Raw genomic sequence first — 19,567 nt, forward strand, 5'->3', positions numbered from 1 at the left:
GCCGCATCGAACTCCCGAGCAGTTGGAGTTTCGAACTTCCGGACTCGACCCACTTCTGCCAGTTGGCCTTCTACATAGGAGACATTCGCGGAGCGATTCCTGCGCGGTCTCGCGTCTGACGCTCGATAGTCGTGTTCATTCCGACTTCTTACGGCTTCACTATGCCGTGAATAGTGAATCGCGTCCGATGCGGCCAGACCCCGGGCGACCTATGTTAGCAAGACGGCCTTCGCGCCATCGAGCGATTCGTAAGCCATGGCTAGTTCGATCTGGTCGAGATCGAACTCCTTGCCAATTCTGGTCCTGAACGTTCGATCGTCAATCACACCTTCAAGGGTTTTCAGAGCGGAGACGAGTTCGTCGTGATCCTTCACCGTCCGGCTCGCGAAATTGCTGAATCGTCTCAAGGTCAGGTTCTTCATCATGAAGAGCCCGGACTGAATAGACACCGGAATGGCGCCGCCCAAAAGCCCGTAGATATAGATCGTCGAATTCATCGGCAGGCCGGGCGCTATTCCCGTTAGCAAGTCGCCGCCGACGCCGTCGAATACCGCCGTCGTTCCCAGTTCGGCGGACAATACGCCGAGCTTATCGGTGAAGCCTTCGCTGGTGACAATGACGTGCTCCGCCCCCAAACGGCACAGCGCCTCCCGTGCCCACTCGGTGCGCACCAAGAAAATCGCGGGCAACTTTCTGCGGCGAGCGAGGGCAGCAAGAGCATAACCGGTGGCCGAATTCCCGGCCGTGACAATGACGCCCTTATGGCCCGCTGCGGTGATCTCGTCGAGAAAGGCGTAGGCCGTCATCACGTTCACGAGTGAGCCACAGTAGTCCCGGGCACGAACATGGTCGGGCAGGATCAAGCAAGTCGAATAAGGCACCTGCGCCCGTTCGCACCAAAGCCCAATACTCTCCGGACTTCTGCCGAGCGACCGGTAGACCGCCACTTGCTTGCCCGTATATTCCGCCGGGACGCCTGCTCCCACTGCGACGACCTTGCCTGCTCCCGACGCGCCCCAGACGTTATGCCGGTCGAGCGCGAGTGCGTTGCCGGCGGCTGTAGGCATCCGCAGGAAAGTCTTGTCGCCATGGTTGATCGCCGATGCATCCATGTCGAGCAGCACATGGCCCGGCGCTGGCGCGGTCGGTGTCGGGATGTCGCGAACCTCTAGTTCCCGGCCAGGTGTTACACAAATCGCTTTCATTGGTCAGTTCCTTCTGTTTCGGTGTCGTTGATTGCATAGCCCGTAACATAAGCAACTTTATCCATTGCCGGAACGCTGCATCCGGGCATACCATCGATTCCATTCTGGAATTGATGAAGGTAGTCTGTATGGATAGAGTGAACGCGATTCGTCTGTTTGTGCGTCTTGTCGAATGCGGGAGTTTCTCCGCCGTCGGGCGTGAGGAAGGGATCGGACAACCGGCGGTCAGCAAACAGATCGGCGCGCTGGAACGGCATCTTGGCGCACAACTTGTTTTGCGGACTTCCCGCCAGGTCGTGATCACGGAAGCAGGACAAACATTCTACGAATCCGCGAGGCAACTGGTGGACGACTTCGATGCGCTCGAATCGTCCGTAGGCGATCGCCAGCAGTCGCCACGAGGCGTGGTCAGGGTCAATACCGCACCGGCTCACGGTCGGCTCTGCATTACCCCGCTACTTCCCAACTTTTTTCGACGATATCCCGACGTCGCGATCGAATTGTCGGTATCGGAGCGGTACGTTGACCTGGTGGGTGACGGCATCGACTTGGCGGTGCGTCATGGGCGGCTCGTAGACTCTTCGCTCACTGCCAGAAAGCTGTCCGAGACAGATTTCGTGCTCGTGGCGAGCCCTGCCTATCTGGCCGCGAAGGGAGTCCCGATCCGGCTTCCGGACCTCGATCAGCACACCTGCATCGTCTTTGCGAAAGGCCGTGAGCGTTACCCCTGGTCACTCAAAGTCGGGCAGGAGGTCGTCTCCTACATTCCGCACGGCTCGCTGCTGACCGGCGATGCCGAACACATTCGCGCGGCTGTGCTTTGCGGCCTTGGCATTGCTCAGGCGCCATTCTGGCTATTGGCGGAAGAGATCCGCTCCGGCCAAGTCCAGGTGCTTCTGCCAGAGTTGCAGCCCGAGCGCGTGCCCATCCATCTTGTTTATCCAGCTGGCCGTCGAGTCCCGATGAGGGTACGGATCTTCATCGAGTATCTTGTGTCAGCATTCGCGAGTCCCGAACTTTGACACACTGCTGATCCGCTGAGTCCAAAAGACGGTCGACAGCGAGAATTGTTGGCAATCTACGCGCCGATTTGAATGTCTCAAAGTGGCCGACCCGTGTCCGACGACCGAGCGCGAGGATGGTCGCCGGCGAGCGCTCTATGCGACAGGCATAACCGACCCACTTCTGCCGTTCCTACCCGCGCCACCGCAGCGTCCGGTTCCAAGGCATTTCGGTCAATGCTGCATCTGCAACGCGGCAAATTTTTACTCAGCCGAAGTGCTCAGGAGTGGCCGTGCACAGACCTGCACGCGTTCATATCGCGTTGAAAGCAGGCCACCTTTTCTTTCCCGAGAAAGCGTGCCCGTTCGGCTCTTACAGAGGAATGTGCTCTAACGCACAGACTGCCGACTAACCCTCGTGGTCTGGTTGAGGTTTGAATTCGCCGGCCTTCCAGGGAGTGGGTAATGAGCAGAATACCTTGGGCGCGCCACTCAATTCATGAGCATCAGAGCCACCTCGGTTGGGACCAGACGCTAAAGCCCGTGTTGACCGTGGCTCCTGGTGAAACCGTCGAGTTCTTTCCCGTCGACGCATCGGGAGGGCAGCTCACTGCCAATTCAACCGTCGACGACATTGCACAGCTAGACTTTGCGAGAGTGAACCCGGTTGTTGGCCCGATGTATATCGATGGCGCTAAACCGGGCGACGCCGTCAAGGTCACACTGTTGTCATTCGCACCTTCGGGGTGGGGGTGGACGGCAAACATTCCAGGCTTTGGCTTGCTCGCAGACCAGTTTCCCGACCCGGCCCTGCACATCTGGAAATACGAGGCGGATCTGAAGATCCCGGCCATGTACGGCCCTGGTGGACGTGTTCCCTTAAAGCCCTTTTGCGGGACGATCGGCCTCGCGCCGGGAGAACCGGGTTTGCACAGCGTGATTCCACCACGTCGTGTTGGCGGCAACATGGATATCCGCGACATCGGCGCAGGCACAGAACTCTATCTCCCTGTGGAGGTGGAGGGCGCGCTATTCTCTGTGGGTGACACGCACGCCGCACAAGGTGACGGCGAGGTATGCGGGACGGCCATCGAGAGCCCCGTAGCACTGACGGCGAAATTCGAATTGGTCAAAAAGGCGAACCTCGCGTTTCCCCGCTTTACAACGCCGGGCCCTGTCAGCCGTCATCTCGATACGAAAGGCTACGAAGTCACTACTGGCATCGGTCCCGATCTGATGGAGGGTGCTCGGACTGCCGTCTCTGGAATGATCGACATTCTCACGCGACAACATCACATCAGCGCAATCGATGCTTACCTGTTGTGCAGCGTTTGCGCCGACCTGCGCATCAGCGAGATCGTCGACCGGCCTAACTGGATTGTCTCGCTCTACTTCCCGCGAACCGTATTCGAGTGAGTTCTCAAAGGCGGTTCTCCGGCTCTAGCCCGCCGTGTCGATTACCACGGGGGCGGTACGAGCGGTGCTCGGCCGATTCGTTTGGCTGGACTCGACCCCAGCGGCCCCTCGACCAAGGAGATTGAACGTCTGAAGTTCTACTCGAAGCGGTCCTCCGCCAGTGCGTCGGGGTAGCTCGCGAACATCTGCTTGCGGATTTGTTCGCCGTGTACCGCATCCAGATGCGTATCGTGCCCGGAAATCGACACCTGCGCCGTCTGCATGTCCGCGCCCGCAACGGGCGTAGCGAACCCGGTAGCGGCATGAGCATTGCCGATTACCGCAATGGGCACGCTTCGCCGTGCCAACACGATTTTCCTGATCCCCAGCCCACTCCACACGAGCCAAAGCACCTGGCTAACCGCAGCCGCCAGATTGAAGTGAAACAACAGCGAATAAAGCAGACAGCAGGGACCGAAAAGATTGAGGACGAGATACCGGCGATCCTCGCGGTGCAGAAAACCGAGTTGCAAGCCAGCATAGGCGATCTGATAGCAGATAACGCCGAAAATACCGATAAAATCAGCGGTGGTCATTATGTTGTCGATGGACGAAGGTTCTTGATTGCGAAGTCGTGCACGAATCAGCCAAGTAGCCTGTCCTCGAACGGGTAGCGCGTCAGCACCTCATGACCGGTTTCGGTGATCAACACCTGTTCCTCGAGTTTCACGCCTGGACCGCCTTCTACGCGACCAACGTAACTCTCTACGCACATCACCATGCCCGGCTCGATCATGCCGTCGTAACCCCACGTCGCCCACGCTTCGGGGAAGTAGATATTCGGCGCTTCATCGCACAAGCCCACGCCGTGATACAGGCACGAGTAATGGCGAAACTCCGCGGGCGAATAAACCAACGCGCGATGACTCAAATCGTGATGCGTCAAACCGGGCCGCAGCAGATCGATATTCGCCTGCACCTGGTCATACGCGAGCCGGTAAATCTCGCGTTGCGCAGCGCTCGGAATAACGTCATCACACAACCACGTACGCGACGTATCCACACAAAAACCAAAACTGCCGACCAGATCCGTATCGAAGGCCACTAGATCGCCTGCTTCGATCACGCGGCTGCTGCATTCCTGATACCACGGGTTGCAGCGCGGCCCTGAAGCCAGCAGTCGCGTTTCGATCCATTCGCCGCCGCGCGCGATGTTTTCGGCATGCAGATAGCTCCACAGGCGCTGTTCGGTGACGCCGGGCTTCAAATGCGAGCGCATGACGTCGATACCCGCTTCGCACGCGTGAATCGCGCAACGCATGGCGCGAATTTCGTCCTCGCATTTAATGCGCCGCGCTTCTTCCATCAAAGCTTCGCCGCTGTGGATTTCGACGCCGATCCGCTCCAGCGCGGCCACGCCTTCGGTATCGCAGTGATCGAGCGCAAGACGCCGATTACCGCCGCCGTGCTTGCGTACCACGGAGGCGATTTCATCGGCCCAGCGCGCGACCTGCTCGTGCACGCGCTCGCCCGCACAGAAATGAAACCACGGCACGCAGGGGCGAACCTCATCGACGGAATCGGTGTGATCGCTCAGAAAATCGCAGTGATCGAACTCCCACAGGATGACTGGGCCTTCGGCAGGAACGAACGCGTAACGGCAGGCGTTGTGCAGCGTCCAGACCTGCATGTTGCTGGTGTCGGTGGCGTAACGGACATTCACGGGATCGTAGAGCACGATGCCCGCGTAATCGTGCGCAATCAGTTGCTGGCGCACGCGCGCGAGCCGGTAACGGCGCATCGCGGGTAGATCCGGCAGCGTTAGGCCGGCTGCTTTCCAGGCGTCGAGCGTTTCCTTGTCCGGCCCGAGCGCGGCCATGCTCATCAAACCGGCCTGCTCAACCGGCGAGCGGCCCGAAGCGATGGCAGGGCCAATCTTGCGCGGGGCGATTTCTTGCAGAGACGCGAGGCTCATTGCTTCGTCATCCTGATTGAGTGTTGGAATTGAAAAAATGACGACGATGCCAACGTATCAACGCATCGTCGTCACCAATACACGCTTACCGCGCGGATTTCAGTTCGCCCGGCGTTGCGAGCGAATTCGTCTTGCGAGCGGGCGCAGACGCTTCGCTAAGCATCTTGCCGCGCGTTTCCGGCGCCAGCACATAGGAGACGAGACCGCCAAAGAGGCTGATGCCCGCAGCGATCATCATCGCCGTGCCCACGCCATACGAGCCGACGATGAGCGGCAGCAGGAAGGTGCCCGCCGCCGCGCCGATGCGGGAGAACGCCGTGGCGAAGCCCACGCCAATGCCGCGAATTTCCGTGGGGAACACTTCGCCCGGATACACACCGCACAGCGTCGTCGAGATCGCATTGAAAAACGAGAACGTGAAGAAGCACACCAGAATCAGCGTCGACGAAGCATGCGAGAACAACGCCACGCACATGAGCGCCAGCGCCGAGATAAAGAACGGCGGCACGCCCAGCTTGCGACGGCCCACACGCTCGATCAGCACGACGGCAATCAAGGTGCCGAGCACCGCGACGCTGTTGAGCACCAGACCGCCCGTCAAGCCTTCCTTCAACCCGAGTTTTTGCAGCACGACCGGAGCAAACGCGCCGATGGCGAAATAGGGCGTCACGTTGCATACCCAGAAAATCGATACGAACATCGTCGTCTTGATGTAGTCGGCGGAGAACAGGCGTCCGAAGCCCTGTGAGCCGACCGTGGCCGTGCCCTGTGCGTGCAGATCGAGTTGCTCTTCGTGGCCCATGTGTTCGGCGGCGAGCGCCCTGGCTTCTTCGCGGCGGCCACGGCTCATGAGCCAGCGCGGCGATTCGGGCGTGCCCAGCCGCATCAGGAAGACGATTACGGTGGGAATCGTGCTCAGGCCCAGAATGACGTGCCAGCCTGCTGCGTTCGATTCGGTCAGCATCCAGCCCAGCGCATACGAGACGAGATAACCCACGTACCACGCGAGTTCGAGCAGCGCGAGCAGCTTGCCGCGCAGGCGCGCCGGGGCGAATTCGGCGAGCAGCGGCCAGCCGATCGAGTAGTCCGCGCCGATCGCAATCCCCATCAGGATCCGTACGACGAAAAGCTGCCACGGTTCGTTGACGAAGAACTGCGCCACGGAGCCAACCAGAAAGATCGCAAGGTCGATGGTGAACATCGGCTTGCGGCCCACGCGGTCGGCGAGCCAGCCGCCCAGCGGGCCGCCGATAAAGATGCCGACCAGCGCCGACGCGCCAATCAGCCCTTGCCACGCGAGCGAAAGATGCAGGTCGGCGGTAATGGCCGGCATGACGATGCCGATACTGCCGAGAATAAAGCCGTCGATAAACATACCGCCGCCAATCAGCAGCGTGAGGCGGGCGATGAAGCGGCGATGCTTGCCGGAGAGCGCGGGCGGTTTCTGGCCTGCGCGCGAGGAAGTATGAGGAATGCTGTTGGGCACGATGCTGTCTCCTGATGTTTTGTGGGAAGTCAGGCCGGTCCGCTTATGGTCTGTTAGCCGGTTCTTCTAGCCTTCATCCGCGTGAACTCCATGAGCAGTGTGTGGAAGTCGGCGCGCCTGGACAAACGATATTTCGTGCGTGCATTCATCAATTTTTGTCATAGAAAGACGCGTTGTACAGGCGTGCGCAAGCGCGCCCGCAATGCGGGCGTCCAGCACTGAAAAATTGGAGAACAGTGCCTTAAATCAAATGCTTTTGTAATCGCTTAACGTAGCGAAAGCAGCCAGTCGCGAAAGCTCCCCACGCTCTTGCGCCGCTCATGCGGGCCAGTGGGTTCAAGCACGAGAAACTGTCCTTCCGTTTGCAGCGTTTCGGGGATCGGGCGCACGAGCGTGCCGTCTTTCAGATAGGGATCGATGAGATTGCGCCAGCCCAGCGCCACGCCCTGGCCGCTAAGCGCGGCCTGAATCACCATCGAATAGTTATTGAGGTTGATCTTGTTGCGCGGCGTGACGGGCGGCAGGCCGCTGCGGCGGAACCACTCGCCCCATGTGACCCAGTCGCGTTCGGAATCGTCGAGCCAGAGCCAGGTGCACGATCCGAGATCTTCGGGGCGACTCAGGGCGCCATGGCGCGCCAGATAGGCGGGGCTACACACGGGGAAGATTTCCTCGTTGCAGATGGGCGTGTATTTGATGTATTCGGGCGGGCTTTTGCAGTAGTACACCGCCAGATCGCATTCGAGCTTGCGGTAATCCTTGACGTGATCGTAAGCGACGATGCGCAGGTCGATGCCTTCGTGGCTTTCGTTGAATTCGGGAATCCGTGGCAGCAGCCACATCGACGCAAGCGCGGTGCTGGTCGCCACCGTCACCTGCTGATCGCCATGCCAGCGCTTGATGAGTTGCGTGGCGTCGGCAAGCGAGAGCAAGGCTTCGCGGCACGACTGGAAATATTGCTCGCCCGTGGGCGTGAGGCGCACCGAGCGCGTCGTGCGGTCGAGCAGGTGAGCGCCAAGTAAATCTTCGAGCAGGCCAATCTGCCGGCTGATCGCGCCCTGGGTGACATTGAGCTCGTCGGCGGCGCGGGTAAAACTGCCAAGGCGGGCGGTCGCTTCGAACGCGACCAGCGCCTTGAACGGTGGCAGTGGCTGGATCCTCATGGGAAGGGTGTGTCTCCGGGGACTGCTTTATATATATGCGCGATTGAACGCGATTTCAGGTCTGGGCCACACTGCCGGGCGTGTCCTCAGACCTGAAATTTTGCCTTAACGCCGTACGGCGTCAAGCCAGCTCCGGGCGGCGAGCGCCCGTGTTTCTACCGTGCCCAGCGGGGCTGGGCGCAGTCCGCCGGCTGGTCGGGACAGGCTTCGTCACAGTGCTTTTTCCAGTCGCCGGGATAGACCACATAGCCGAACAGCGCGAAGCCCGAGTACACCAGCGCCGTACATTTCGGGATCCACAACACCTGGCCCGGCTTTACGCGGTGCAGCACGCCGTTCGCGGTGACTTCCAGGCAGCCTTCGATCGCGAAGATCACCTCTTCGTAGAGCGTCGTCCAGCTCACTTGTGCACCTTCCCAGCGCGCGAAGCCGACGCCCAGATTCGGCGAAATTTCGTCGCTTAGCGCCCGCGCGACGTATGCGGCGCCGGGCGGCCCGCCGCGCACGACGAAGCCCAGATCGGCATGATCGACGAGTTTCACGCCCGTTGCTGCTTCCACGTCTGGCTCGCTCATACTTCCGCCCGGCTGTTCCATGCCGCGAGGCGAATCCGCGTGCGCACGCCTATGCCCAGGAACGGCTCGGGCGGATTGAGCGAAGGCATGCCGGTGACGGAATGAATGTCGTCGAGCAACGACGATGTTGCGCCTACCGCCTTATCGGCGAGCAAGGTGCCGGAAATCGTGCCCCATGCCGCGCCCACGCCGTTATCGCACGCCGAGGCGAACACGCCGTCTTCCAGTTGCCCGAAGAAGTTGGTGAAGTTGCGCGAGATCGCGTAGACGCCGCCCCAGGTGTGCGTGAACGGCACGTCGGTGAGATCGGGGAAGCGCGCGAGAAACGCCTTGCGATGATCGGCGCGGATGCTTTCGCGCGTGCTGTCATCAATGCTGCGGCCGTACTTCGGCACATGCTTGTAGGTGTTGCGGATGATGATGCGGCGATCCTGGGTCATGCGTACCGTGGTGCCCGCGTGATCGGCAGGCGTCAAACCCCAGTCGAAGGTGCCGCTATAGCGCTTGCACTGCGCGGCGTCGAGCGGCGCGGTCCAGCTTGCGAACGTCATCACCGGCAAGAGGCGATTGTGCAGATAGCCGAATTCGCGCGTGAAAATGCTCGTGCCCAGCAGCAGGCGCGGTGTGCGGATTTCGCCGTCCATGCCATGCAGCACGTAGCCGCCCACGCCGTCGCGCTCCACGCGCTGGATCGCCGAATTTTCCAGCAGTTCGACGTTCTCCGGCAGCGAGCGCGCGAGGCCGCGCACCAGCGCCGCGGGCTGCATCAGATAGCAGCCGGGCGTAAATACCGCGCGGCTGTAGTGCGTGCTGCCCAGCACCTTCGCCAGTTCCTTGCCTTCGACCGCATGAAAGGGCTCGCCAAGCGCCGACATCAATTTCTCGAAGTGCGCGAGATAAGCGAGGCCGCGCTCGCCCACCGCGCCCTGGTACTTGCCCGCGTGCGACCACTGGCACGCAATGCCGTGTTCGTCGACGAGCGACTGGAGTTGCGCGATGGCGGTGCGGTTCAGGCGCAGCAAACGCTGCTTGAATTGCGGATCGGGATTTTCGAGTGCGAACTTGTGCGGCAGGTCGATTACGAAACCCGAGTTGCGGCCCGACGCGCCTTCGCCGACGCGCTGCGCGTCCACCAGCACGATGCGCGCCTCGGGTTCGTGTTCGGCCAGACGCCGCGCGGCGGCGAGTCCGGCGAAGCCCGCGCCGATCACGGCGTAGTCGGCCTGCTGGCGGCCGCTCAGGCGGCGCACGGGTTGCGGCGGCGGCAATGCGGCGTACCAGCCACAGGTCTTGTCGTCATGGGGCAGATTCATGGTGTGCCTTCTGTATTTAGTTGGCCGGATGGCACTGTTCGACCCAGCGCCCGCGCAGGGCCTGGGCGCGCTGGCCGATCAGCGCGAAGCCGCGCATCTTGCCGGTGCTGTCGAAGTGGCCGCAGCTAAAGCCGTCCTCGGTGGCGTCGATACGCCATTCGCCTTCTGGGGCGGCGGGCGGCAACAGCATCAGCGGCGCGGCGGGCGTTTTGACCTGCACGGGCATGGGCGGATAGTGCACGTCGGTCGGCTGGCCGGTCAGGGTGCGCGCGAGCGCGTCGACGCCATGATTGATCGGCGCGAGATAGGGCGCGGGGCGTCCGTCGATCTCGACGCAATCGCCCAGCGCGTAGATATCGGCCACACTGGTGCGCAGTTGCGCGTCGGTGCGGATGCCGCGCCCGACGTCGACGCCGCATGCTGCGGCCAGCGCTACATTCGGCGCCAGACCCACGGCGGAGATCACGACCTCGGCTTCGACACGCGCGCCATCGGCGAGCAGGAGCGACCACGCGCCGGGCGCGCCCGCAATTTCCCTCACCGAGTTCCGCAGATGCCACTTCACGCCGAGCGCCGCGAGCGCGTCTTGCAGATGGCTGCCCGCTTGCTGCGGCATGAGCCGTTCGAGCGGCCATTTGCCGATGCCGATCACGCTCACGTCCAGGCCGCGTTTGGCAAGGTCGTTGGCGAACTCGCAGCCAATCAGCCCGTCACCGATGATGGCGACGCGCGAGACGCCGTTCAGTTTGCTGCGCAGCAATCGGTAATCGTCGAGATTGTTCACACTCAGCAGCGCGTCGCTGCGGCCCGCGACATCGAGCCTGACCGGGCTTGCGCCCAGTGCGAGTACGAGCTTTGCATAGGGCATCGCGCCGTAGCGGGTTTGCACGACATGCGCTTCGGCATCGATCGCTTCGACTTCGCAACGCGGATAGACGCGGATCTTCAGGCGGCGCTCGATATCGAACGGCGTTTCGCTGATCAGGGCCTCCGCGCTGCGGTCCTGCGAGGTGGCGATGGAGAGCGCGGGCTTCGAATACAGATCGCCGGATTCGCGAGTGAGGACCACGATTTGAGCGTTGGCGTCGCGCTTGCGGATCGCTTGCGCGAGGCTGTAGCCCGCATGTCCCGAGCCGATGATGACGATTGGGCCTTCGCGGCGCGGTGCGGCGGGCGCGGGCGCAGGTTGCGCCACCGGCGTAGATACAACCGGCGCAGCAGCAGGCGCTTCCTCGCGAATCTCGATCATCTCGAAGTCCGCCTTGCCGACGCCGCAATCGGGGCATTTCCAGTCCTCGGGCACGTCTTCCCAGCGCGTGCCGGCGGCGATCCCGTCCTTGGGCCAGCCCTCGGCTTCATCGTAGATGAGGCCACAAATGATACAGAGCCACTTTTTCATCGTCGCACCTCTTACGCTTGCGCAACCCGGATCGCCACGTTCTTCGTCTGCACGTAGCTGTAGATCGCTTCCTGACCTTTCTCGCGGCCAAAGCCCGATAAACCCACGCCGCCGAACGGCGTTTCGATGCCGCCCGCGTACCACTCGTTGACGAACACCTGGCCCGCGCGCAGGCGGCGCGCGAAGCGCAGTGCACGATTGACGTCGCGCGTGAACACGCCTGCTACGAGGCCATACGGCGTGCCGTTGGCGATGGCGACGGCTTCGTCTTCGGTGTCGAAGGGGATCACGCTGAGCACCGGGCCGAACACCTCTTCGCAGGCAATCGTCATCGCGGGATTCACGCCCGCGAACACGGTCGGTTGCATATAGAAGCCCGCGCGGTTGGCCACGCGCGCGCCGCCCGCAACCGGCTGCGCACCCGCGGCGATGGCCTCCTCGCACATCGCGACCACGCGCTCCAGTTGCTGCCCGCTGATGACCGGCGTGTGATCCGGGTCCTGTTCGCCGGGACCGATGGCGAGGCCGCGCGCGAGTTGTGCAACTTCGGCGACGACTTCGTCGTAGATATCGCGATGCACCACGAGCCGCGACATCGCCGAGCAGACCTGGCCCGCGTTGAAGAAGATGCCGCTTTTCACGCTGGCGAGCAGTTGCGCGCGGTCCGAATCGGCGAACACGATGGCCGCCGATTTGCCGCCCAGTTCCATCACGCTGGGCGTGGCCCATTGCGCGGCGGCGGCGAGAATCGAGCGGCCCGTCGCCACCGACCCCGTAAAGACGATCTGTTTCGTCTGCGGGCTGGCGGCCAGATGCGCGCCCACGTCGCGGCCCAGGCCGCACAGCAGTTGCACTGCGCCGCGCGGCAGACCGGCCCGCGCGATGGCTTCGAACAGCACGCACATGCCCAGTGGCGAAAGCTCGGGCGACTTCACGATTACCGCGTTACCCGCCGCGAGCGCCGGGGCGAGCGAGCGCGCGCAGATCGACACCGGAAAATTCCACGGCACGATCTGCACCGATACTCCCATCGGCTCGTAGCGCGTGAAGTCCACGTAGTCGTCGCCAAGCGGCACCGAGATGCCTTCGAGCTTGTCGGCGAGACCCGCGTAGTACTCGAAATAGCGTGCCGCTTCGGCGAATTCGTCGCGGGCGTCGCTAAGGCGCTTGCCGTTTTCGAGGCACAGAATGCGCGCGCCTTCTTCCGTTACCGCGCGGATTTCGTCGGCGATGCGCAGCAGCCAGCGCACGCGTTCGGCGGGGCGCAGCCGCGTGAGTTCGCCGCCGGCCGCGCAGCGTTCGGCGGCGTCGAGCGCGCGCTGCGCGTCGTCGACGCTCGCGAGCGCGATGCTGGCGAACGGCTCGCCGTTGGCCGGGTTGGCCACGTCCAGACGGTTCGGGCTGTCCACCCATTCGCCGTCGATGTAATTAAGCCAGTGATGACCGATAGAGCGTTCCATGGCTTACCCCTGACCCTGCACCTGGTTCTGGCCGTTCGCGAGGACGCGGCGCGCCATCCACTGATGGAAGTAGTGCGTGGGCTGATCCATTTCCGGCGAGAACACGCCACCCTTGAAACCCGGCGACTGACGGCCCGCCTGCATGCCCTCCACCGCGCCAATGTCTTCCGAGAACACCACGCGCCACGCGTTGAGCACGGCTTGACGGCTGGCTTCGTATTGCGGCGCATCGGCGGCGTCCTGGCCGACGAACAGCAGGCGCAGATGCTCGACCGTGCGGTTGGCGGCCAGCGGTTGCAGCATCATCGCGAACGCGTGATCGGCCTGAATGCCCAGCAGCACGTTCGGGAACAGCGCGACGTATTCGGCGTTGCGCAGGCGGTCGGCGGGCCAGGACGGGAAGGTGGGCAGCGAGGTGCCTTCGACATCGGCGAGGTTATAAGCGTAGCTGCCTTGACCGGCGAACTGGTCGGCGAACGCGATGTTGTAGTGATCCTCCAGACGCGAATACGAGTTCAGCGACGGATGCACCCAGGGCAGGTGATAGGCCTCGCAGTAGTTCTCGACCGCGAGCTTCCAGTTGCATTTGACCTCGACCGACCATGAACCGCCTTCGCGCGGCACGTGCATGAGCGCGTTGCCGTCGCCGCCAAGGAATTGGGACCAGCGTTCGGTCAGCGGGCGCAACACTTCCTCGAAATCAGGCGCGGTGCCCGAGAGGTTCACGAACACCATGCCCATCCATACATGGCTGCGCAGCGCTTTCAGGCCGTGCTTCTCGCAGGGCACGCGTTCGTCCTTGTGCTGATTGATGCCGCCGACGTGCGGCGTGCCTTTGAGCGTGCCATTCAAGTCATAGGTCCACGAATGGTACGGGCAGCGGATGACGCCCTGAATTTCCCCGGCTTCCTGCACCAGTTTCATACCGCGATGGCTGCAAACGTTATGGAACACCTGAAGCACACCTTCGCGATTGCGTGTGATGAGCAGCGGGAGGCCCATGTAATCGACCGGCTGCACGCTCGACGGCGTCTTGAGGTCGTCTGCGAAGCCGACGCACACCCACTCCTGGCTCAGCACGGCGTCGCGCTCCACCTGGAAGTATTGATTGCTGGTATAGAACTCATTGCCGAGGCCGGTGGCCTGCTCGATCGGGTTGAGCACCGTCTGCAACTGGACGAGGGGAAAGTATTTGATTTCGGTGGGGGCGTTCATCGGGTTTGTCTCCATTGCACGTTCGCGTGACTGGTTTCACCTGAGCCCTCGGAGGGCTGGGATTGGTGAAAATTATCGAAGTGCGAAACGGGGAGAACAAACGATTCTTTGGCGGCAGATTGATTAGAAAAACTCATGGACGCGCCACGGGGGCCGCAGCGATCGAGCCACTTCACTGGGGAGAATCGCGTCCGGGCGACGTTGACTGCACTGCGATGTAACTGAATCGGAGCAGTTGTTTGCGGTGTCCTCGCGATTCGGGGTGCTCCGAAGAGGAGGGACTCGTCAACCGTCCGCTATTGATCTCAAAGAGGCCGCTTGCCATTCATGCTATCGGTGGCCGGTTCTGGCCGACTGGGGCCACATGCGCAGCGTCTGAGTTACGCATGCGTTGCCCGGCGGCAAACGGCAGAGAGCAAAGGGAGTTCTGAGGTTATTGCGCGCGGTGACACATTGACTGTCGCAATGGTGACAGTTTTAATGCGGTCTACGCCAACAAAATGCGATGTGCGCTCGCCGCCATTGAAAAATCAAGCAGATGAAAATTGAATCCGCGAGGCGCTCGGCGAGCGACCCCCGGCCACGCAAATCGTGAGTACGCGCGGCGCCACTCGGACGCCTGCTGAGTGAATCCAAAACGTTGTGGCAGAGAGCGTCGTGTACAGAGCGTTAGCGAATGCGCGAACGACCGGGCCTAAGCGTCAGAGCGACGCAGCGGATCGCTTTAGCGGTTAGCACGCCTGTCCTCTATGCCCACGCGCCTCTCCGCAGAAACCTGAAGACTGGCGAGGCGTCCTGACAGCGTGCGCATGGACAATCGTTACCTGACCACTGATGCCGGCCTGGGGCGCGCAGCCAGTTCTGTAGCTGCATCAATACCGATGCCGGTCAAGCACAGTAATCGAATCACGATCTCTTCCTTGACACTCGCTGAAAGCCGGTCTGTCGTGATGGCGAGACTGGCGCCGACGATGGCGTGCGCAGTCAGGTGCCACACGAGATCCGGGTCCGACACGCGGAAAACGCCCGCGCTGATGCCATTGCGCAGGTCGCGAATCGCAAACGGGCCCATGCGCCGGAAGAGCGCGTCGGCGATGACTTCCGAGCGGTACAGCATTTCCTTCCAGCTGATGTCGGTAGTCGCCGCTTCAAGCACGGTGCGAATCCCGAACGCATAGACCGCTGCCGGGTCGGCCAGGCCAGCGGTCGCCCTTTCTATGCGTAGCGCAAGTTCGTGCATCATTTCCTCGAGCACTGCGATTGCGAGCTCGTCCTTGGACTTGAAGTAGTTGTACACCGTCCCCGCGCCTACGTCGGCGAGTTCGGCGATTTCCAGCATCGTGGCGGCATCGATCCCTTTTTCGCTCATGATCGTGCCCGCGGCTTTGATCAACGCCTCGCGATTACGACGCTGCCTGCGCGCCACGCGCCCTTCCTGCTCGCCCTCATTGGCCTGTGAATTCATCGAAGTCTGCCTGGATTCATTGTTGACGATCATTCTAATACGAATCCGGCTTCGGTAAGCATGGCCATGACACGCACCGCAGGATCACTTTGTTTGCGATCCTTCGATATGACTAATGATCAAACGTGAGTGTTTACCATATGTGACGAGCATTCAGTTTTGATCTACATTCTGTCTCAAGCGAAGTGAAGGTGTCATCCCGGCCGGACGGCGTCATCCGTGCAGCCAGCATCATCCTTCGCACCGCAAGCCCGGCAGGGCGACGAATCAAGGAGACAGTTCATGAATGCCCCCGCTTCAACCGCAAACACTCACTTTGACGCCGATGTCGCCATCATTGGCGGCGGCCCGGTCGGCACGTTGCTCGCAATCCTGCTCGGTCAGCGCGGCAAGCGGGTGACGTTGGTCGAGCGCTGGTCGCAGGCCTATGGCCGGCCGCGCGCGGTGACGTACGACCACGAGATCGCCCGGATTCTCGCGACGCTCGGGATCGACTCGGAGCATGACTCGGCTATCTCGTACCACGACGAGCTGTATTACTGGAAAGACGTGCGCGGCGAGAACCTTCAGATCGTCGACTGGCAGAGCCAGTCGGCGTCGGGCTGGCGCGTGCGTTACTGGTTCAACCAGCCGGACCTCGAAGCGCGTCTCACGCGCATCGTCGACGGCATGCCGGGCGTCACGCAGTTGCGCGGCTGGGAGGGTACGGGGCTGGTCGAAGACGGTGACGGCGTGACGGTATCGCTCACGCGCAACCCGCAGGAAGCCGGCGCTGGCGGCGAAACCCGCACAGTGCGCGCGAAGTACCTGGTGGGCGCCGATGGCGCGAACAGCTTCGTGCGCGACGCGCTCGGCATCGAGAACGAGGACAGGGGCTACTTCTTCGACTGGCTGATTCTCGACCTCATCCCGCAGGAGGCATACGTCGCGCAGCCCATGCAGTGGCAACTGTGCGACCCGAAGCGTCCGACAACCATCGTGCCAGGCGGCCCGGGCCGGCGCCGCTGGGAGTTCATGGTCCTGCCTGGCGAGTTGGCGCAGGAGTTGCAGACCCCCGAGCGCGCATGGGCGCTGCTCGAGCCGTGGGGCATGACGCCGGAGAACGCCGAACTCGAGCGCAGCGCCGTCTACCGTTTCCAGGCGCGTTGGGCGAAGACGTGGAACCGCGGCCGCTGCGTCATCGCGGGCGATGCGGCGCATCTGATGCCGCCGTTTGCGGGCGAGGGCATGTGTGCGGGCTTGCGCGATGCGTTCGCATTAGGCTGGCGTCTTAACGCGATTCTCGAAGGCAAGCTGTCCGCCGCGGTGCTCGACAGCTACACGACCGAGCGCCTCGAGCACGCAAAGCACTACATCGAGTTCAGCCAGGAGCTCGGGAAGATCATCTGCATTGCCGACGAAAAGGAAGCGGCAGAGCGCGACGTGAAAATGAAGGCCGATCTCAAGGCGCGCAATAACCAGCCGGTTCCGACCGATGTTTGCCATCTGGGCCCGGGGGCCTGGTCTGCCGAATCCGCGCATGCGGGTGAGTTGTCGGTGCAGGGCGTGGTCGACGTGAACGGCACGCGGGACCGCTTTGACCAGGCCGTCGGCCACGGCTGGTTCGTGATCGGTCTGGATGCCGATCCGGCGCACGCGCTTGGCCCCGAGCGGCTGGAGCAACTCGCGCTTCTGGAAGGCCGGACCGCGCGGATCGGCACGCCGGGCGCGCCTTGCGATGCAGTGGATATCGAAGAAACGTACAAGCGCTGGCTCGCAAGCATCGACGCCACCTATGTCGTGCTGCGCCCCGACTTCTACGTCGCGGCCACTGCGAAGAGCGCGGAACTGTTGCGCGAGCGCTTCGACGAACTCGTCGCGAAGCTCCATCTTCGCGTCGGCGAAGTCGCCTGAGTACGGAGTCCGTTCATGACTGCGAGCTTCACCTACGAAATCAATCCGGGCCGCGTCTTGTTCGGCCCCGGGACCGCCGAAGCCGTCGCCGGCGAACTTGGGCGGCTCGGTGCCGAGCGCGCGCTGATTCTCTCGACACCGTCGCAGCGGGCCGACGCGCAGAAGCTGGCCGAACGGATCGGCCCGCTGGCAGCAGGCGTTTTCAGCGAAGCGGCGATGCATACGCCGGTTGCCGTGACGCTCAAGGCGCTGGCCGCGTTCGAGGCGGCGGGCGCGGACTGCGTGGTCGCGCTTGGCGGCGGTTCGACGATCGGGCTTGGCAAGGCCATTGCCTGGCGCAACGATGCACCGCAGATCGTGGTCGCGACCACCTATGCGGGCTCTGAGGTGACGCCGATCCTCGGCCAGACCGAGGACGGCATCAAGACGACCATCCGCGACGCGAAGATCCTCCCCGAAGTCGTGATCTACGATCCTGCGCTGACGCTTGGTCTGCCCGTTGCGATGAGCGTGACGAGCGGCTTGAACGCGATCGCGCACGCGGTGGAGGGCGTCTACGCGAAAGATCGCAATCCGGTGACGTCGCTGATGGCCGTCGAAGGCGTGCGGGCGCTGCGTGATGCGCTGCGCGTGATCGTCGTGCGCCCCGACGATCTCGCTGCGAGGTCCGATGCGCTTTATGGATCGTGGCTGTGTGGATCGGTGCTCGGAACGGTCGGCATGTCCCTCCATCACAAGCTTTGCCATACGCTCGGAGGCAGCTTCGACCTGCCTCACGCGGAAACTCACGCCATCGTGTTGCCGCATTCGGCGGCATACAACGCCCAGGCCGCGGCCCAGGAACTGCGGCCCCTCGCGGATCTGTTCGGTGACTCGATCGGTGGAGGGCTTTACGACTTCGCCCGCTCGCTCGGCGCGCCGCTCGCCCTGAAGGACCTCGGGCTGAAGGAATCCCAGCTCGATGCCGCAGCGGACCTCGCGGTGAAAAATCCGTACTGGAATCCCCGCCCGGTCGAACGTGAAGCCGTCCGCGCGCTGCTACAGCGCGCATGGGAAGGCGCACGGCCCGAGTAGCAGTTCGTCAATTCATTATAAGGAATCCACAGCATGTCCCAGTTCTTTACCGAAGAGGGCTCGGCTCAGGCAGTCAATGCGCGCATGGGCGCGGACGTCGAGCCGCGCCTGAAAATCGTCATGGCATCGCTCGTGAAGCACCTGCACGCGTTTATCAAGGACGTCCAACTCACGCAGGAGGAGTGGGAGGCCGCAATCGGCTTTCTGACCCGCACCGGGCAGATCTGCGGCAACGAGCGCCAGGAGTTCATTCTGCTGAGCGACACATTGGGCGCGTCGATGCTGGTTGATGCGCTCAACCACCGTCGCCCTGCCGGCGCGACCGAGAACACCGTGCTTGGCCCGTTCCATGTCGTGGGCGCGCCGGAGCGGGAGATGGGTGCCTCCATCACGCTCGACGGCAAGGGCGAGACCTGTGCGTTCGAGGGGCGCGTGGTCGACATCAACGGCAATCCGGTGGCGGGCGCACGGCTCGACGTATGGTCCGACAACCCGGACGGCTTTTACGACGTCCAGCAACCGGGCATCCAGCCGCAATGGAACAATCGCGGCATTTTTACGACCGGCGATGATGGGCACTACCGCTTTATCGGCATCAAGCCTGTGTCGTACCCGATTCCTGACGACGGTCCGGTGGGCAAGATGCTCGCCGCGCTCGGGCGGCATCCGTATCGGCCCGCGCACATGCACTTCATCGTGACTGCGCCCGGCTTCGAGAAGATCGTGACGCACACGTTCGCGGGCGACGACGCCTATCTCAACTCCGATGCGGTGTTCGGTGTCAAGGAGACGCTGGTGGCGCCGTTCGAGCGCGCCAGCGACGGCAACACGGTCTGGCGCTCGCCATTTGACTTCGTGCTGACGCCTGTCGGCGGCAGCGGGACCGCTGGAGCGTGACGATGCGGTGCGCTTTGCGCCGCTTGGCAGAGCAATCCGGCGAGTAAGCTG

The 19,567-nt window shown here is 62.6% G+C and carries 16 protein-coding genes; 5 read left to right on the forward strand and 11 right to left on the reverse strand.

Going from position 1 to position 19,567, the window contains the following annotated elements; genetic code table 11:
* Positions 1-209 precede the first annotated feature (209 nt).
* On the reverse strand, positions 210-1,205 hold the full coding sequence (locus tag C7402_RS31590) for an alcohol dehydrogenase catalytic domain-containing protein (RefSeq protein ID WP_112178257.1): 996 nt from the start codon (positions 1,203-1,205) through the stop codon (positions 210-212).
* Positions 1,206-1,333: 128 nt separating this feature from the next.
* Here C7402_RS31590 and C7402_RS31595 point away from each other — a divergent pair, with 128 nt between their 5' ends.
* Together C7402_RS31595 and C7402_RS31600 are read left to right on the forward strand one after the other, a co-directional pair.
* A complete protein-coding gene (locus tag C7402_RS31595; protein WP_116613472.1) occupies positions 1,334-2,227 on the forward strand; it encodes a LysR family transcriptional regulator in 894 nt (297 codons plus the stop codon).
* 444 nt (positions 2,228-2,671) lie between these two features.
* Complete coding sequence (locus C7402_RS31600; RefSeq protein ID WP_116613436.1) at positions 2,672-3,622, forward strand: acetamidase/formamidase family protein; 951 nt, start codon at positions 2,672-2,674, stop codon at positions 3,620-3,622.
* Between the two features lie 137 nt (positions 3,623-3,759).
* Here C7402_RS31600 and C7402_RS47485 read toward each other — a convergent pair whose 3' ends face one another.
* From C7402_RS47485 to C7402_RS31650, 10 genes are all read right to left on the reverse strand, one after another.
* Entirely contained in the window at positions 3,760-4,197 is a 438-nt protein-coding gene (locus tag C7402_RS47485) for a CBU_0592 family membrane protein (protein WP_208949038.1), read from the reverse strand.
* 47 nt (positions 4,198-4,244) lie between these two features.
* The gene (locus C7402_RS31610) at positions 4,245-5,576 is read right to left on the reverse strand and encodes a M24 family metallopeptidase (RefSeq protein ID WP_244314985.1); all 1,332 of its coding nucleotides are present in this window, start codon (positions 5,574-5,576) and stop codon (positions 4,245-4,247) included.
* Between the two features lie 85 nt (positions 5,577-5,661).
* Positions 5,662-7,062, reverse strand: coding sequence for an MFS transporter (locus C7402_RS31615; RefSeq protein WP_224041621.1), 1,401 nt, complete (start codon positions 7,060-7,062; stop codon positions 5,662-5,664).
* Positions 7,063-7,328: 266 nt separating this feature from the next.
* Positions 7,329-8,225 carry a LysR substrate-binding domain-containing protein gene (locus C7402_RS31620; protein ID WP_116613437.1) on the reverse strand — a complete coding sequence of 299 codons (897 nt, stop codon included), beginning with the start codon at positions 8,223-8,225 and terminating at the stop codon, positions 7,329-7,331.
* Positions 8,226-8,380: 155 nt separating this feature from the next.
* Complete coding sequence (locus C7402_RS31625) at positions 8,381-8,767, reverse strand: ethanolamine utilization protein EutQ (protein WP_244314986.1); 387 nt, start codon at positions 8,765-8,767, stop codon at positions 8,381-8,383.
* 29 nt (positions 8,768-8,796) lie between these two features.
* Positions 8,797-10,113: an NAD(P)/FAD-dependent oxidoreductase gene (locus C7402_RS31630; protein WP_116613439.1), complete on the reverse strand. Its 1,317-nt coding sequence runs from the start codon at positions 10,111-10,113 to the stop codon at positions 8,797-8,799.
* Between the two features lie 16 nt (positions 10,114-10,129).
* The gene (locus C7402_RS31635; protein WP_116613440.1) at positions 10,130-11,512 is read right to left on the reverse strand and encodes an FAD-dependent oxidoreductase; all 1,383 of its coding nucleotides are present in this window, start codon (positions 11,510-11,512) and stop codon (positions 10,130-10,132) included.
* Positions 11,513-11,523: 11 nt separating this feature from the next.
* Positions 11,524-12,972, reverse strand: coding sequence for an aldehyde dehydrogenase family protein (locus tag C7402_RS31640; protein WP_116613441.1), 1,449 nt, complete (start codon positions 12,970-12,972; stop codon positions 11,524-11,526).
* Positions 12,973-12,975: 3 nt separating this feature from the next.
* Positions 12,976-14,187, reverse strand: a complete 1,212-nt coding sequence (locus C7402_RS31645; protein WP_116613442.1) for an aromatic ring-hydroxylating oxygenase subunit alpha — start codon at positions 14,185-14,187, stop codon at positions 12,976-12,978.
* 820 nt (positions 14,188-15,007) lie between these two features.
* Entirely contained in the window at positions 15,008-15,685 is a 678-nt protein-coding gene (locus C7402_RS31650) for a TetR/AcrR family transcriptional regulator (protein ID WP_208949039.1), read from the reverse strand.
* Between the two features lie 249 nt (positions 15,686-15,934).
* Between C7402_RS31650 and mhpA the strand changes: the two genes are divergently transcribed.
* The 3 genes from mhpA to C7402_RS31665 are packed head-to-tail and all read left to right on the forward strand — an operon-like array spanning position 15,935 to position 19,516.
* Entirely contained in the window at positions 15,935-17,545 is a 1,611-nt protein-coding gene (mhpA, locus tag C7402_RS31655) for a bifunctional 3-(3-hydroxy-phenyl)propionate/3-hydroxycinnamic acid hydroxylase MhpA (protein WP_116613444.1), read from the forward strand.
* Between the two features lie 15 nt (positions 17,546-17,560).
* Positions 17,561-18,619: a maleylacetate reductase gene (locus C7402_RS31660; protein WP_116613445.1), complete on the forward strand. Its 1,059-nt coding sequence runs from the start codon at positions 17,561-17,563 to the stop codon at positions 18,617-18,619.
* A gap of 33 nt (positions 18,620-18,652) precedes the next feature.
* Positions 18,653-19,516: an intradiol ring-cleavage dioxygenase gene (locus C7402_RS31665; protein WP_116613446.1), complete on the forward strand. Its 864-nt coding sequence runs from the start codon at positions 18,653-18,655 to the stop codon at positions 19,514-19,516.
* Positions 19,517-19,567: the final 51 nt, after the last annotated feature.

The organism is Paraburkholderia unamae, from assembly GCF_003096875.1.
Classification (GTDB): Bacteria; Pseudomonadota; Gammaproteobacteria; order Burkholderiales; family Burkholderiaceae; genus Paraburkholderia; species Paraburkholderia unamae.